Source organism: Chitinophaga sp. 22620 (genome assembly GCF_052044405.1).
Classification (GTDB): Bacteria; Bacteroidota; Bacteroidia; order Chitinophagales; family Chitinophagaceae; genus Chitinophaga.
This window is the reverse complement of sequence record NZ_JBQEMV010000004.1, coordinates 240265-255871: the sequence shown is the minus strand read 5'-3', so window position 1 is coordinate 255871 and position 15607 is coordinate 240265. Positions and strand designations below refer to the sequence as shown.

The window sequence follows — 15607 nt, the reverse complement described above, 5'->3', positions numbered from 1 at the left end:
GAATTGGTAAACGCACAGAAATGGCTCGTTAACGATCGTAAAGCTGCGGTAAATGATAACCGGGAGAAAGGTAAAAGGGCTGAAACCGGGGGTTACAGATTGATCACACCTTTGAGTTGTGTGAAGAACTCATCCTTTTTGCGGGAGGAAATAGGGATATTCTTCTGGTCGCTCATGATCACGGCGGTGCCTAAGCCCTTGATGATCTTGACAATATGGTGGATATTGATCAGGAAAGACTTGTGCACGCGGTAAAAACCCTTGTCGGAGAGCATTTCCTCGTATTCTTTGAGGGATTTGGAGATCAGGTGGGAAACGTTGTTGATCAGCTGGATCTTGGTATAGCTGTCAAAAGCTTCACAGTAGATAATATCTTTAAGGTCAATGACATTATACCCATCGTTGACGGGTATTACGATCTTGGAGAACGCATTATCATTGTTTTTAACGTAATCTTTAAGGATGGAGGCCAGTTCGTTCAGCCGGCCTTTTTTGCTGCGCTTCACTTTCTCCAATGCATCCTCCACCTCGCTCACCTTGATAGGCTTGAGGAGGTAATCCAGCGCGGCGAATTTGATCGCCTGGAGCGCATATTCCTGGAAAGCAGTAATGAAAATCACCTCAAAGTTAAGGACAGGGAACATTTCCAGTAACTGAAAACCGTTGTGTGGGGGCATCTCAATATCCAGAAACAAAACATCAATAGGGTTATTCTTGATCATCTCCGCGGCCTCATGGATATTTTGTGCTTCGCCTATCACCTTAACATCCTTGCAGTAATTTTCTAAAATGTTTCGCAGGATATGAATGTTGCGGACCTCGTCGTCAACAATGGCAGCTTTTATAATACTCATAACATCTTTACAATGGGAATCAGGATTTCAACCAAGGTACCTTCCTTGTTGCCGAATCCAGACTTAAATTTATCAATAATTTCTAACTTTCCAACGCTTCCATTAAAAGATTTAATAATCTGGAGCCTTTCCTTTATAACACTAAGTGCCGTAGATTCATGCTTGGCAAGCCTTCCGGTCTTAATACTGTTCGCATGTTCCCAGCCTATCCCGTCATCATCCACTGCGCAATACAGCAGGTCTCCCTGCATTTCCAGGCGCACCAGCAGGTGCCCGCTCCCGTTCTTGGGGGCCAGCCCGTGCTTGACGGCGTTCTCAAGTATCGGCTGTATCAGCATGGGCGGGATATAAACGGTATATTCCTTCAATTCCTGGCTTAACTCGAACCGGTATACGAAAGAATTGGCAAAACGGATCTTTTCCAGCTCCAGGTACCTGGCCAGGAAAGCGATCTCCTCTTCCAGCGAAATATAGCTTTTCCGGCTATTGTTCAGCATCTGCCGCATCAGCGTCGCGAAATCGGCTAAGAAGTTCAGCGCCTGCTTTTCTTCCTTCTCCAGGATAAGATGCTGCACGGAATTGAGCGAGTTGAAGATGAAATGCGGGTTCATCTGGTTGGTGAGCGCCTTCGCCTCCAGCTCCGCGATCCGCCGGTTGTATTCCGTTTTGCGCTTCTCCCCTCCCTTCACGCGGTTGATGATATAGCGGAGAATGAGCAGGATGGCCATCAGCGCCAGCAGCACAAGAATGCCCCTTGCCCACCATTCCTGGTACCATTGCGGCAGGATGTTGACCCGCAGGGCTATGGGCCTGCTCCAGTCGCTTTTGTACTTGCGCGCCCTTATCAGCAGGGTATAATCGCCGGGCTGCAGCTTGGGATACGGCACGATGTTGCTCATGGTGGTCACCCAGCCGGAAGCGGTATCGTTGGAAAAATTGTATTGGTACTCCACCAGCTCCGGCAGGTCGTAGGCAATAGCGCCGAATTCCACCTCGAAGGAGCTGCCGCGCTGGTAAATATGCTGAAAGTAAGCCCTGGGCAGGTAATTGCTGTCGCCATAACGGATGGCGTTGAGATAAACCGTCGGCGGCACGGTATCTACCGGAATATGGTCGCGGGAGAAATAACAGAGGCCGTTGGAAGTGGCGATATACAGGGTATCTCCCGCATGGCTCAGGCCGCGGATATCGTCGCTCATGAGCCCGTCGTTGGAAGTAAGGTTGCGCAGCAGCACGCGTTTGCGTGTATCTATGACCGATACGCCGCGGTTGGTGGCCACATAAAGACGGCCGTTGCCGTCGTAATAAAGCTGCTGGCAGATATCGCTCACGAGATTATCCGCCGTCCTGAAATGGCGGACCACCTGGTTGTTCTTCAATACAAAAACTCCCTGGTCGCTGGTGCCGATCCAGAGGAAACCATCTATCCACTGCAGGTCCTTGATGCTCTGGCTCAGCCGGGGATCGTCCTGCACGGGAATGGGCTGGTGGTTCCCTTCGCTGTAAAAAAGCCCCGTGCCGGTACCGAGGTAATAGGACGTATCGTTTATGCAGGCAATGGAGGATACCTGCGTTTCGAGGTTGCTGAGGTCCATAGGGCGGGCATCCAGGCCGTTCACCAGCCTGTTCCTCGCCACTACCCTCACCTTGCCTGAAGGAGTTACATCCAGGTCCTTGATGCTGCGCATCCTGAGCGCTTCCCGCGGCCGGGGCATGCCGGGAGCGTATTCGTAAATGGCATTGTCTGTACCGATCACGACGCCGCCCTTTGGCATGGGCAATATGCTGAGCACGCTGTTGCGCCCGCCGGTAGAGTCCAGCGGGTAACGCCTGATGTGGCCCGCGGGGTCCATGATGTTCAGCATGCCGGCATTCTCGCCAATGTAGAGCAGGCCGTTGCGGCGGTCTTTAAACACGCTGTAAATGGAATGCGAATAAAGCCCGTTCGTATTGTCGAGGTAGGAGAAATAGAAATTCTTGAAAGGAATGTAGTACACCCCGTCCCCATAGGTGGTGATCCAGATATTACCGTCGCGGTCGTTGAGGATGGAGGTGACGAAGTGATTATTCAACAGCCTGTTGAGCTTGCGCTCGCCTTTAAAGAAATCCTTGATGTAGTACAGCGAACGCGGGGTGCCTATCCATAGGTCATCCTTGTCTATGCTCATGCAGCTGATCTCTTCGGTAATCCCCCATTCCGGCCCTTTAAAAAAAGGAATGACGTCGCCGGGGGTAAAAGAATACAGGGTATTGTTCACGATCACCACGGGGTTGCGGCGGATGCGCGCGCTAAAATTTTCGTCCTGCACGGAAAATGCGGGGGTGAGAAATATCTTCCGGAATTCGTTGGTGCTGTCTTTTACGCTGGGAAGGTGAAAGTATTTCTGCAGCGGCTGAAATATCGAATCCTTGCTGAGCAGCCCCATAACGTCCATGGGCATGTCTCCCAGCCTGTAGACGGATTGCCGGCCGTTGTAATATACCACAAGACCGGCGGTGTTGAGAAACCAGATATTCCGCGTAGTATCCTCGAAGGCATACAGCATGTAATGGCTCCGGCTGGTATATACCAGGCTGGTATCGTTCTCATCATTGTGGAGAACATGCCGGTAGTAGTAGGAAAGGCGGCCGTTGTTGGTGAAGAACCAGATCCTGCCGCGGGAATCGGCGGCGAGTTTGATCACGTCGTTATCTGTAAGCCCGTCTTTTTTGGTGTAGTTGCGGAAGCGTTTGCCGTCGAACTTACTGACGCCGGTGGGCGTGGCAAACCAGATGAAACCTTCCCGGTCCTGCACGGCGCTGTATACCGTAGCGTTGGCAAGCCCATCCTTTACGTTATAATTGCGTATTACCAGGCCCTGCGCAGTTGCGGAACGGGACAAAACCAGGCAAAAGAGCAAAAATGCTATGTAACGGATGGCTTGCATCAACAGCTGATGGCTTAAATATGCTTGATTAATACGCTCTTGCAAACAATACCCTTTCCCTGGAAGGTTTACCTGTCAGGATGCAGCTGCCTGCTTCCTGGGGATTGTCCAGGGGAATACAGCGGATCGTTGCCTTGGTGCGTTCTTTGATGGCTGCTTCCGTTTCCTCGGTACCGTCCCAGTGAGCGGAAATGAACCCGCCCTTTTCGTCCAGCAGCTTTTCAAATTCTTCCCAGGTGTTTGCCGGCGTGATATGTTCTTCGCGGTATGCTTTCGCTTTGTTGAACATTCCCTGCTGTATCTCTTCCAGCAGCGCAATAATATGCTGTGCGATGCCGTCGAGCGATACGCTGGATTTTGTTTTGGTGTCTCTGCGCGCTACCTCGGCCACATTGTTTTCGAGGTCGCGGGCGCCTATGGCGAGGCGTACGGGCACGCCTTTCAATTCATATTCCGCGAATTTCCAGCCGGGGCGGGAATTGTCGGAGTCGTCGTATTTTACCCGGATGCCTGCTGCTTTCAGTTCCTTCACGATGCCCTGTACTTTTTCGTCTATCAGGCCTTTCTGGTCATTTCCTTTGTAGATAGGCACGATCACTACCTGGAGGGGAGCGATGCGGGGGGGAAGGATGAGCCCGTCGTCGTCGCTGTGCGCCATTACGAGCGCGCCCACGAGGCGGGTGGATACGCCCCAGGAGGTGGCCCAGACGTATTCCAGCTTGTTCTCTTTGTTGGAGAACTGCACGTCGAATGCTTTGGCAAAGTTCTGCCCCAGGAAGTGGGAAGTGCCTGCCTGGAGGGCTTTACCATCCTGCATGAGCGCTTCGATGCAGTAGGTATCTACCGCGCCTGCAAAGCGTTCGGAGGGTGATTTTACGCCTTTGATGACGGGCATTGCCATGTAGTTTTCCGCGAAATCGGCGTACACATCCAGCATCTGCCGGGTTTCGGCGATGGCTTCCTCTGCGGTGGCGTGGGCGGTGTGCCCTTCCTGCCAGAGGAATTCGGCGGTACGGAGGAAAAGGCGGGTGCGCATTTCCCAGCGCACAACGTTGGCCCACTGGTTGATGAGCAGGGGCAGGTCGCGGTAGGACTGGATCCAGTCCTTGTAAGTATTCCAGATGATCGTTTCCGAGGTGGGGCGAACGATCAGTTCTTCTTCGAGCTTGGCTTCCGGGTCTACCACCACGCCGCCGCCGTTGGGATCGTTTTTAAGGCGGTAGTGGGTCACCACGGCGCATTCTTTGGCGAAACCTTCCACGTGGGCGGCTTCTTTGCTGAGAAAACTTTTAGGGATAAAAAGGGGGAAATAAGCGTTCTGGTGGCCTGTTTCTTTGAATTTGGCGTCCAGCACGTCGCGCATATTTTCCCAGAGGGCAAAACCGTAGGGTTTGATCACCATGCAACCGCGCACGGCAGAATAGTCGGCCAGACCGCCTTTCAGAACAAGGTCATTGTACCATTGCGCATAATCCTGTGACCGGCTAGTAATCTCTTTACTCATATTAGACTTTTTCTTTTTCCGTTTTCCCCGGGTAAGTTGAATTTTCAAGTACCTGCAAAACAATCGTTTAGCGGGAGGTCTTTTCCGTTCATCCGTTACAGTTGCCATTCACCAGAAACCCTTTATTTACAGGGGTTCCAGCACAATTTATTGGCGTAATATTTGTTCTATTAATAAACGGAAACGACACAAACCTACGTTGAAAACAGCAAACCCCGTCAACCGGGTGTGCGAAGATAATAAAACGCTTTGTGGTGTAACCCTTTAACGATAAATTTCGTTTAAATTGAGTAAATTTACATTGTTAATCAAATATCATCAGATGAAACCTATGATATATAGTGCAGTAGCCGCCCTGCTTGTGTTCAGCAGCTGCTCTACCGCATATCAAACCGCACAGACGCCGGATGATGTTTACCACTCTCCGGTGACACAACGAACTGTGTATGCCAGCAACACTGCCAGAAATACGCAATCCGCATCCAATGTAGAAGAAACGTACGATGACAATGGCGACACCTATGTGACCTATGAGGACGAAGACGACGAGCGTTATGATTACGCGCGCCGTATTGACCGTTTCAGCAGGGGCTATAATGGCAGCTACTGGGATGGTTATTACTTCGACAGTTTTTATGGCAGTCCGTATATGAGCAATTACTACGGCGGTGGCTTCGGCTCTCCGTGGTATGGTTCGTACTGGGGCCCTTCCCTGACGATCGGTCTGGGCTGGGGCGGCGGCTGGGGTTACAACCCCTGGCGCTATAATGGCTGGTATGGTCCGTCTTACGGCGGATGGTACGGCGGCCATGGCTGGTATGGCAGCGGATGGTACGGCGGAGGCTGGTACGGAGGCTACCCCGGCGGGTATTATCCCGGCGGCGGATGGCATGGCGGCGGCGGTTATTACACCCGTCCTTCCAACTCCTGGGGCCCGAGAGGTTCTTCCAGTTCCCGTGTGTTCAATTCCCGCGACAGCTACACTACTCCGAGACCGAACACCCAGGGCCGTTCAGTTCCCCGCAGGAGCTTCAACGGCAACGGTACCGAAGTGCCCGCAGGAAACTATAACAACAACGGCGGACGTACAAGCAACGCCAATAATAGTAATTCTCCGAGAAGAGTGTTCCAGCGTTCCGCTACCGAACGCCCGGTGACCCAGCCCAGCAACAGCAGGCCGCAGCCGGAACGTTCCAGCAGAACTTACGAACGTAATTACGAAAGGAGCACTCCTCAACGTTCAGAACCTGTTTACAGGGCGCCCGAACCGCAGAGAAGCTCGCCCGCACCCAGCTCACCGTCCAGCACGCCATCCAGGACATTCCGTCCCAGAGGCGGCAGGTAAGATCATATCTTAACAATCACGTATTATCACTGCATAATACGTGATTGTTAATTCTTATATTTGCTCTCGCAATATTTTTCACCAGACTTATTAAGATGAATAAAAGGATCGCATTTCTTTTGATAGCCATAGGTGTATCCAGCCAGGTCATGGCGCAGGATGAAGGGGATGCCCTGCGGTACAGCCGCCTCGCCCCGGCGGGCTCGGCCCGTACACAGGCCATCGGCGGCGCGGCGGGTTCCCTTGGAGGCGATATCTCCGCCACCCATGTGAACCCGGCAGGCCTCGGCTTTTTCAAAACGAGTGAAGTGAACATTTCGCCCGGTTTTTACTTCCGCAACAACAACTATAACTACATGGGAAGCGCCACGGATGCAGACAAAAGCGGCGCCCTGCTCAGCAACGCCGGTATTGTTTTCGGCCTGCCCAACCGGCGCAACCCGAACTCGCTGTGGAAAAACTTCGCCTTTTCGCTGGATTACAGCAGGATGGCGAATTTCAATAACAAAACTTATATCGCCGGCGTGAACAACACCACCAGCTATTCAGACCGCTGGGTGGAAACGCTGAACAATGGCGGAAACCCGGTTAGCCTGGATGATGCCGAATATGCATATCCCCTCGGCGCCAGCCTTGGTTACTGGGGCTTTTTGCTGAACAGCGACCGTGATCCCGATGGTAACCCGACGAATTATTATACCGTCGTGAATCCCACCAATCCCGGGGGCATCGACCAGCAGGACGTTGTGAAGGAAAAAGGCGGCCTCGACGAGTTTTCTCTCGGCTTCGGCGGCAATTTCAACGATCAGTTCTACATGGGGATCTCTGTGAACTTCCCCACTATCCACTACGAGCGCACCAGAACTTTCGCTGAAGACGACCTGTCCAACGACAACGATAACGACTTTTCCTTCTTCGAACATACCGAGAACCTCACAACGGATGCGGTGGGCTTCAATTCCAAGCTGGGTATCATTTATGCGCCCATGCCCAGCCTCCGCCTGGGTCTTGCATACCATACGCCTACCTGGTACAATATGCGCGACGCTTCTACGGCCAGCCTGTTGCTGAACACCGAAAACCTGCCTGCGGACGGCCAGTCGGAGCGTTATGTGACTACGGAGAACAATGTGACGGATGGTTTCCCGGTAGAATATGAATACAGCCTGCGCACTCCTTCCAGGGCCATGGCCAGCGTATCCTATATTTTCGGCACCAGTGCGGATGTGAAGCAGCAGCATGGTTTTATTACCGCGGATGTGGAATATGTCAACTACGGCGGCACGAAATTCAAATACAACAAGGGAGCGGCCGAAGACCAGCAGATCGCAGACCGGCTGAACAACGTAATAGACAACTCATACAAAGGCGCGGTGAACCTGCGTCTCGGCGGTGAAATGAAGTTCAACGTATTTGCAGTGAGGGCCGGTTTCTCCTACTACGGCAACCCGTACAACTCCGACTATTCTGATGTGGACGCGAGCATCAAAAAAGTGAGCGGCGGCGTTGGGTACCGCAACAGGGGCTTCTTTGCCGACCTGACTTATATTCATACGCTTCCCACGGAAGATATTTACGTTCCCTACACCCTCAGCGAAATGCCCGTTTCTGCGGCTTCAGCGGACCTGAAGGGCGGGAACGTGGTGATGACCGTAGGTTTCAAGTTCTGATCATATAAATTCCGGATACAAAAGGAGGAAGGGCTTGGCTCTTCCTTTTTTTATGCCTTCAATTGCTGCATCACAGCGGTTTCGATGGCATCTCCTTCCCGCGCGTCGAACCACTGCATGGCAGCGTCGCGGCGGAACCAGGTGAGCTGGCGTTTGGCGTATTGGCGGGTGTGGGTCTTGATCCCGTCTATGGCTTCCGGGAGCGTTATTTTGCCGTCGAAGTGATCGAAGATCTCAGAGTAACCGACGGTCTGGAGCGCGTTGTGGCTGCGGAAGGCTTCCACGCTGCGCACTTCATCCACGAGGCCGGCGGCCATCATGCGGTCCACGCGCAGGTGAATATTCTGGTGCAGCAGCTCTTTCGGCAACTGCAAACCTATTTTGATCACCTTAAAATCACGCTGCTGCTGCCTGCCGGAACGGAAGGCGGCGATAGACCGCCCTGTGGCTTCAAGCACTTCCAGGGCGCGGAGGAGGCGGTGGGGATTGTGTATTTCGGCGTTGGCGTAAAAGCCGGGATCTTTCCGCTGCAACGTTTCCTGCAGCCATGGCAGGCCTTTCTGCTCGTATTCATCACGCAGCGACTGCCGGACCTCTTCCGGGATGGCCGGCATCTGGTCCATCCCTTCCAGGAAAGCGCGGATATAAAGCCCGGTGCCACCGGTGACGATGGCGAAAGGCTGGCGGGAAAAGATCTCGTCCGCATACCCCAGCGCAAGCTGCTCATACATGGCGGCATTCACTTCTTCCGTAATAGAATGTGAGTTGATGAAATAGTGCGGCACAGCCTGCAATTCAGCACTATCGGGCTTTGCGGTGCCGATGGTCAGCTCGCGGTAGCACTGGCGGGAATCCGCAGAGATGATCTCGGTTCCCAGCCGTTCTGCCAAGCGTATAGCCATAGCCGTTTTACCTACTGCGGTAGGCCCGGCGAGTACCACAACCGTATTTTTCATATGAAAGCAGGCATCGTTTGGAAAAAATGCCGGATTGAATTTATTCAGGGCAGCTTTCCATTCAGCAGATGCTGATGTTTGGACTTATTTTATAACAGTAACCGGGCCGGAACCCGGTACAGGCGGTGGTTTTAGAACATGGTCTCTTCTTCGCCGCCGGTCTCTTCCAGGCCGTCGTCTTCCCCTTCGGTTTCTTCCCCTTCTTCGCCAAAACCGTCTTCAGACATCCCTTCGCGGTTCAGGTCATATTTTTCTTCCATTTCCACGAGTTTGTCGCCAATGAGCCCCTTGGTGCCGTACTGGCTGGGCGCCAGGCCTTCCTTGCGCACGCAGACCGGATAGTTCAGCTTGGTATTCTCCTCTTTGGCCACACTGATCAACTCCACAAGGAATGTCCAGTTTTTGGCGTAGTCGTAGAGATAGATGAATTTCTGGTTAGGATCTCTTACCATGGCGCCGATAGGCGTGTCCGACATCAGCAGCGGCTCCACTTTACGGGGCTGGGCGTCTTTTTCGAGGAGGATCTCGCGGCCTCTCTGCCAGTTATCGTTGCTACGGAAAAAAGTAGCCTTATGCTTGGAGTCAAACTCATATGCGGTTAATATGGCTTGATGGAACTGCAAAAAATTCTGGCTAGGCTTTACCGCAATGTCTCTGTAGACACTCTCATCTTCCTCCCAGTAAACTCGGAACTTCAATACCGGCATATGAATTACATTAAGCGTAAGGCAAAAATACCAAATTATTTAACAGGGGTCAAGTCTAGTTCTTTGGCTTTCTGCAACATATACTGGTATGCTGCGTCGAAAGAATTGGGTATCTCCCCGTCCAGTATGGCTTCCCGGATGGCGTTTTTGAGGTCTCCCACTACCCTTCCCGGCTTCAGATTGAACGTTTCCATGATCATTTCGCCGGTAATAGGCGGCTGCCAGTTGCGGATGCGGTCGCTTTCCTCCACTTCCTTCAGGCGCTCGCGCACCAGCTCGAAATTCTCCAGGTAACGTTTCACTTTGGCCTTGTTCTTGGAGGTGATGTCCGCTTCACACAGCATCATCAGCGCATCCAGGTCCTCACCCGCATCGAACAGCAGGCGGCGTATAGCCGAATCCGTTATATTTTCCTTCGTGAGGCTGATAGGCCGCAGATGCAGTTCCACCAGCTTTTTCACCAGCCGCATGCTTTCGTGCTGCGGCAGCTTGAGGCGCGCAAAAATACGCGGCACCATTTTGCCGCCTACCGCATCGTGACCATGAAAGGTCCAGCCATGGCCTTCTTCGAAGCGTTTGGTGGCGGGCTTGCCGATGTCGTGCATGAGGGCGGCCCAGCGCAGCCAGAGGTCGCGGGTATGGCGGGAAATATTGTCGATCACCTGCAGGGTGTGGTAAAAATTATCTTTATGCCCTTTGCCTTCCACGGTTTCAACGCCCACGAGGTCCACCATCTGCGGGAAAATAATTTTCAGCAGGCCGCCCTGGTACAGCAGATCGAGGCCGATGGAGGGTTTGGACGACAGCATGATCTTGTTGAACTCATCCGTGATCCGCTCCTGGGTGATGATCTTAATACGTTCCGCATTGTCTTTAATAGCCTGGAAGGTTTCAGGGTGTATCTTAAAATGCAGCTGCGACGCAAAGCGGATGCCCCGCATCATACGCAGGGGATCGTCGCTGAATGTGCGGGCGGGGTCCAGCGGGGTGCGGATGATCTTGTCCGCCAGGTCCTGCTGCCCGTTGAAAGGATCGAGCAGCCGGCCGTAATCGGCTTCGTTGAGGCTGATTGCCAGTGCGTTGATGGTAAAATCGCGGCGCAGCTGATCGTCTTCCAGCGTGCCGGGCGCCACTTCGGGGTTGCGGCTGTTTTCGCTGTAGCTTTCCTTGCGGGCGCCAACGAATTCAATTTCAATATCTTTAAACCTGATCTGGGCAGTGCCGTAGGTCTTGAAATAGTTGACTTTAATGGCCGGGTCGAGCAGTGAAGCCACCCGGTGCGCGAGCGCGATGCCATCGCCCACGCAAACGATATCCATGTCTTTGGTACTGCGGTTCAGCAGTTTATCCCTCACAAAACCGCCAATGAGATAACAGGGTACGCCAATCTGGCGCGCCGCCTGTGCCACGCTTCCGAACAACTCCTTTTCCCGTGCTGTACAGGGAATCTGCATATACTTTCTACTTGTTTAAGGCGCAAAAGTACTCAATTACGGATGATTTCCAGTGCGCCATCTTTCCCGATGCGCACAATACGCGAAGGCTGGGCAGGCGTAGCGTCCTGCTGCCGGTACTTCACGGTATAGTCCACTCCCTGCCTGATGGCTTCGCTCACCTCGCTGAAAACGGCAGGTGAAGGCTCCCCGCTCAGGTTGGCAGAGGTGGACACGAGCGGCTTGCGCAGCCGTTTGATAAGATGCCTGCAAAATTCGTCCTGTACAATGCGGATGGCAATGGACCCGTCCTGGTTCACGACGCTGGGCGCCAGGTGCAGCGCGCCTTCGTAGATGACGGTGGTGGGCCGGGTGAATGTTCTGAGCGTTTGCTCAATATCGGGAGGCGGATGCGCGAGGTACCGCACCAGGTCTTTTACATCGGCCATAAGTATTACGAGACTTTTGGCTTCGCTGCGCTGTTTGAGCGCGTAGATGCGCTTTACGGCCTGCTCGTCCGTAGCGTCGCAGCCAACGCCCCAGATAGTATCGGTGGGGTAAAGTATGATGCCGCCGTTGCGAAGCGCGGCAAGGCTTTGGGTGATATCGTCTTCAAATTCCGTCATGCTTAAATGTTTTCATACACGTTCATCACTGCGGCAGCGCATTTATCCAGTGTGAAAAGCTGCGCGTGGAGAATGCCTTTCTGCTGCATGTCGGCCCTGAGCACTTCATCTGCCACTACCTGTTCCATCGCATTGGCAATGGCCGCGGGCTGGAAGGGATCCACGTAGAGCGCGGCGTTGCCGCCGGTTTCAGCAAAACAGCTGCCGTTGGATGTAATAACGGGCGTGCGGCTCCAGAGGGCTTCCAGGATGGGAATGCCGAAACCTTCGAACATGGAAGGGTACAGCAGCGCCAATGCGCCCTGGTAAAGGGCGGGCAGGTCCGCAAATGCGAATTTATGCGTTTCGTTGAGCCAGATCACCTGCTGTTCCAGGCCTTCCTTGCGGAGGTATTCCTTCACTTCCTTTTTATAGCCGGTACCATCGCCAAGCACCACCAAAGGAAGGTCCAGCTTGCCTTTCAGGGACCGGAGGGCCTGCGCGATGCCCATCAGGTTCTTCCGTTCTATAACGGAGCCCACGTACAGGAAGTAATCCTGCGGCAGCATGTACTTCGTTTTCATTTGCTTCACATCGTCCGCCGTGTGCTGCCGCTGAAAGGATGGGTCGCAGCCCTGGTAACACACGCTGATGCGCTCTTCCGGCACGCGGTAGAACTCCATGAGGTCCGCTTTGGTCTGCCCGCTGATGGCGATCACGCGGCTGGCTTCGCGGCAGGCGTACACAGCCTTGCGGCGGTACGTGTATACGTCGATGGGATTGTATTGTTTCGGGTAGCGCTCAAAGATCAGGTCGTGCATGGTGACCACGCTTTTGACCCCGCTGTTGTGGATGCCGAAAGGCAGCTCGGCGCTGAGCCCGTGGTAAATGTTGATGTGATGATGCCGGAGATCGTTCACCACCCAGCGGCTGCGCCATACCGGCTTCAGCCAGCGGTGATGCGGCTTTTGGGGCAGAACGGTGCGCATGCCCGCGGCCGGCTTGAAAAGCGGTTTGGATTTGGGGGCGAACAGGAAATAATGATGCTGCGGATAATACGCCGCCAGCGACGTCACGAGGGTACGGCTGTAATTTCCCAGGCCAGTGCGGTTCTGAAAGGCCCGCTTAGCGTCGAAACCGATGTTCAAAGCAAATAGTTTGATTCGCGGGCAAAATACTGAATTTGATTTTTTTAATTCCTGTAAAAATGCTAATTTAATTGTCCGCTTATAATCACGGGAACTTTAGCATCGGACAATTTCTTCCTGTATCGTGTGTTGTGATTTACTTTCAAATTTCTAAAATTAACACTGTATGCAACCCGAAGTAAGCCGTAACCATATTTCTTCCATTTAAACCAAAAACGTTAACAAGTATGAAGCCCAATGAACAGGTACTAAAGCCGTTCTTTGCACAATTCCTTGAGTCGCAGCAAAAGATCGCGCTTCCCAAACAACTACAGACAATCGAAAATAACTGGACCAGCAAGCTGGCCGATGTTCCCGATCAGACGCATAAATATCCTTCTGACGGGGACGAGGAATGGTGGCTGTTATAAATTCCACCAACATTCATTCATCATTGCAAGCAATGGCTCCGGCCGTTGCTTGTTTTTATTTGCCCGCTTCATGATTCTTTGCATTACGCATTCGCAGGATACCTACACCATTGACCTTGTGCAGCAGCGGCTGCACCAGTTGGGTTATACCGCTTTCCGTTTTAATTCAGATGAATTCGGTACCCGTTACCGCCTGCGCTACCGGCTAACTACTTCAGGCCCTCGATACCAGCTGCAATGCGGCAGCCAGGTGATAGACGCGCAGGACATACAGGGTGTGTGGTACCGCAAGCTCTGGGCATTGCAGGTGCCTCCTTCGCTGGACCCTGCTTATGTTCCCGCATTCCTCAAAGAATACAACACTTCCCTCAATATATTCCTCGACGCGCTGGACGTGCCCTGGATCAACCGGCTGGACCTGGACCATGCCGTGGGCGGCAACAAACTGCTGCAGCTTTCCGCCGCACAGGCCACCGGGCTGCATGTTCCCCAAACGCTTTTCAGCAATCACGCCGAAGATGCGATCCGGTTTTACGACGACCACCAGGGCGAAGTAGTGGTGAAGCTGCATGGCGCACTGTCCAAGACCATGGATGGCCGCGGCGAGTTCTTCCCTACCACCCGCCTCCGCAAAGAGGACGTGCCCATGCTGGAGTCGCTTTCCGCCTGCCCGATGATCCTTCAGGAATATATCCCCAAAGACCGCGAGCTGCGCGTTGTGTATATCGACGGCGATTTTTATACCGGCAGCCTGCGCGCGCCCGAGCTGACCGACTGGCGGACCGGCAGCACGACCCTCATTCAATGGGAAGCGCACGAGCTGCCCGGACATATCGAAGAAAAGATAGACGAGATGATGCGCTTGCTGGGCCTGCAATTCGGCGCCATAGACATGATCCTTCAACCCGATGGCGAATATGTATTCCTGGAAGTAAACCCACAGGGCGAATGGGGCATGCTGGAAAAATACCTCGGCTTCCCGATATCCGCCACCATAGCGGAAAAGCTCGTCAACCGCATCACCCATGAATAAAGTCCTGATCATTACCCATACGGCGGACAACGAAGCGCTGACCTCCGTTATGCAGCATATCAAAAACCTCGGCGGCGAAAGCATCCGGTTCGATGTGGACCGCTACCCCATGGCCGCCCGGCTCACCACCCAATATGCCGGCGGCCGCTGGCAGCTTTGGCTGGAAGACGAGAACGGCAGCCACTCCCTGGATGATATTACAGCAGTATGGTACCGCCGGAGCTACAACATCGGCAAGGGCCTGGAAACTGTGCTGGACAAGGAGTTCCTCCCCTCTTCCATCGGCGAGGTGCGGCGCACGCTGTTCGGCATGCTCGAAGGGCTGCCCTGCTTCCAGCTGGAACGTTACAGTGTATACCGCCGGCTGGACAGTAAAGAAGAACAGCTGCGGATCGCGGCGGGCTGCGGGCTGGAAGTGCCGGCCACGTGCATCACCAATTCCCCCGAAAAGCTGCAGGCGTTTATGAAAGCCTCCGGGAAGCCCATTGTTGCGAAAATGCAGAGCTCTTTCGCGATTTACCGCGAAGGGCGCGAACACGTGGTGTTTACCAGCGAGATCAGCGACAATCACCTTGAACAGCTGCAACAGCTCACCTACTGCCCCATGACCTTCCAGGAAAAGCTGCCCAAGGCGCTGGAGCTGCGGGTAACGGTGGTGGGAAAAGAAATATTCGCTTTTTCGATAGACAGTCAGCAGCTGCCCGAAGCGCAGACCGACTGGCGCAAGGAAGGCGCCGCGCTGGTAGAGGATTGGAGGCCCTTTACCCTGCCGGAGGCAGTAAGCGCCGGGCTTTTGAAGATGATGGACGTTTACGGCCTTAATTACGGCGCCATAGACCTGATACTTACGCCCGAGGGAAAATATTATTTCCTGGAACTGAATGCGGCGGGGGAATTCTTCTGGCTGGACAGGCTTTGCGGGCATTCCATTTCCCGGCAGCTGGCGGCGGTGTTGCTGCAACAGGCAGAAAGAAGAGAATAAGGGAGAACAACTGTGCGGTATTATATTATTTTT

At 53.5% G+C, this 15607-nt stretch carries 13 protein-coding genes; 5 read left to right on the top strand and 8 right to left on the bottom strand.

Features of this window, described 5'->3' with window-relative positions:
* Positions 1 to 92: 92 nt before the first annotated feature.
* The 3 genes from ACTJIK_RS20400 to proS form a co-directional block, all read right to left on the bottom strand.
* A complete protein-coding gene (locus ACTJIK_RS20400) occupies positions 93 to 854 on the bottom strand; it encodes a LytR/AlgR family response regulator transcription factor (RefSeq protein WP_074237512.1) in 762 nt (253 codons plus the stop codon).
* Complete coding sequence (locus tag ACTJIK_RS20395; protein ID WP_440649383.1) at positions 851 to 3736, bottom strand: histidine kinase; 2886 nt, start codon at positions 3734 to 3736, stop codon at positions 851 to 853. The genes ACTJIK_RS20400 and ACTJIK_RS20395 overlap by 4 nt, the downstream gene beginning before the upstream one ends.
* 73 nt (positions 3737 to 3809) lie before the next feature.
* Positions 3810 to 5285: a proline--tRNA ligase gene (gene proS, locus ACTJIK_RS20390; protein ID WP_440649382.1), complete on the bottom strand. Its 1476-nt coding sequence runs from the start codon at positions 5283 to 5285 to the stop codon at positions 3810 to 3812.
* Between the two features lie 322 nt (positions 5286 to 5607).
* Between proS and ACTJIK_RS20385 the strand changes: the two genes are divergently transcribed.
* Positions 5608 to 6630 (top strand): hypothetical protein, encoded by a 1023-nt coding sequence (locus ACTJIK_RS20385; RefSeq protein WP_440649381.1) that lies wholly within the window; start codon positions 5608 to 5610, stop codon positions 6628 to 6630.
* 95 nt (positions 6631 to 6725) lie between these two features.
* Positions 6726 to 8300, top strand: coding sequence for an OmpP1/FadL family transporter (locus ACTJIK_RS20380; RefSeq protein ID WP_440649380.1), 1575 nt, complete (start codon positions 6726 to 6728; stop codon positions 8298 to 8300).
* Between the two features lie 50 nt (positions 8301 to 8350).
* On the opposite strand, the gene miaA is transcribed toward ACTJIK_RS20380, so the two are convergent.
* From miaA to ACTJIK_RS20355, 5 genes are all read right to left on the bottom strand, one after another.
* A complete protein-coding gene (gene miaA, locus ACTJIK_RS20375; RefSeq protein ID WP_440649379.1) occupies positions 8351 to 9256 on the bottom strand; it encodes a tRNA (adenosine(37)-N6)-dimethylallyltransferase MiaA in 906 nt (301 codons plus the stop codon).
* Between the two features lie 131 nt (positions 9257 to 9387).
* The gene (locus ACTJIK_RS20370; protein WP_440649378.1) at positions 9388 to 9963 is read right to left on the bottom strand and encodes an IS1096 element passenger TnpR family protein; all 576 of its coding nucleotides are present in this window, start codon (positions 9961 to 9963) and stop codon (positions 9388 to 9390) included.
* Positions 9964 to 9998: 35 nt separating this feature from the next.
* Positions 9999 to 11417, bottom strand: a complete 1419-nt coding sequence (locus ACTJIK_RS20365) for a CCA tRNA nucleotidyltransferase (RefSeq protein WP_440649377.1) — start codon at positions 11415 to 11417, stop codon at positions 9999 to 10001.
* Between the two features lie 32 nt (positions 11418 to 11449).
* Positions 11450 to 12022: an L-threonylcarbamoyladenylate synthase gene (locus tag ACTJIK_RS20360; RefSeq protein WP_440649376.1), complete on the bottom strand. Its 573-nt coding sequence runs from the start codon at positions 12020 to 12022 to the stop codon at positions 11450 to 11452.
* A gap of 2 nt (positions 12023 to 12024) precedes the next feature.
* Positions 12025 to 13149, bottom strand: coding sequence for a glycosyltransferase family 4 protein (locus ACTJIK_RS20355; protein WP_440649375.1), 1125 nt, complete (start codon positions 13147 to 13149; stop codon positions 12025 to 12027).
* 227 nt (positions 13150 to 13376) lie between these two features.
* Here ACTJIK_RS20355 and ACTJIK_RS20350 point away from each other — a divergent pair, with 227 nt between their 5' ends.
* From ACTJIK_RS20350 to ACTJIK_RS20340, 3 genes are all read left to right on the top strand, one after another.
* Entirely contained in the window at positions 13377 to 13559 is a 183-nt protein-coding gene (locus tag ACTJIK_RS20350; RefSeq protein WP_440649374.1) for a microviridin/marinostatin family tricyclic proteinase inhibitor, read from the top strand.
* Positions 13560 to 13629: 70 nt separating this feature from the next.
* A complete protein-coding gene (locus ACTJIK_RS20345) occupies positions 13630 to 14592 on the top strand; it encodes an MvdC/MvdD family ATP grasp protein (RefSeq protein ID WP_440649373.1) in 963 nt (320 codons plus the stop codon).
* The gene (locus tag ACTJIK_RS20340; RefSeq protein WP_440649372.1) at positions 14585 to 15574 is read left to right on the top strand and encodes an MvdC/MvdD family ATP grasp protein; all 990 of its coding nucleotides are present in this window, start codon (positions 14585 to 14587) and stop codon (positions 15572 to 15574) included. Before ACTJIK_RS20345 ends, ACTJIK_RS20340 begins: the two co-directional genes overlap by 8 nt.
* Positions 15575 to 15607 lie beyond the last annotated feature (33 nt).

Bases quoted from the DNA above. Each gene is read 5' to 3' on its own strand.
- ACTJIK_RS20400 (WP_074237512.1), bottom strand. From the start codon at position 854: ATGAGTATTATAAAAGCTGCCATTGTTGACGACGAGGTCCGCAACATT.
- proS (WP_440649382.1), bottom strand. From the start codon at position 5,285: ATGAGTAAAGAGATTACTAGCCGGTCACAGGATTATGCGCAATGGTAC.
- ACTJIK_RS20385 (WP_440649381.1), top strand. From the start codon at position 5,608: ATGAAACCTATGATATATAGTGCAGTAGCCGCCCTGCTTGTGTTCAGC.
- ACTJIK_RS20380 (WP_440649380.1), top strand. From the start codon at position 6,726: ATGAATAAAAGGATCGCATTTCTTTTGATAGCCATAGGTGTATCCAGC.
- miaA (WP_440649379.1), bottom strand. From the start codon at position 9,256: ATGAAAAATACGGTTGTGGTACTCGCCGGGCCTACCGCAGTAGGTAAA.
- ACTJIK_RS20370 (WP_440649378.1), bottom strand. From the start codon at position 9,963: ATGCCGGTATTGAAGTTCCGAGTTTACTGGGAGGAAGATGAGAGTGTC.
- ACTJIK_RS20365 (WP_440649377.1), bottom strand. From the start codon at position 11,417: ATGCAGATTCCCTGTACAGCACGGGAAAAGGAGTTGTTCGGAAGCGTG.
- ACTJIK_RS20360 (WP_440649376.1), bottom strand. From the start codon at position 12,022: ATGACGGAATTTGAAGACGATATCACCCAAAGCCTTGCCGCGCTTCGC.
- ACTJIK_RS20350 (WP_440649374.1), top strand. From the start codon at position 13,377: ATGAAGCCCAATGAACAGGTACTAAAGCCGTTCTTTGCACAATTCCTT.
- ACTJIK_RS20345 (WP_440649373.1), top strand. From the start codon at position 13,630: ATGATTCTTTGCATTACGCATTCGCAGGATACCTACACCATTGACCTT.
- ACTJIK_RS20340 (WP_440649372.1), top strand. From the start codon at position 14,585: ATGAATAAAGTCCTGATCATTACCCATACGGCGGACAACGAAGCGCTG.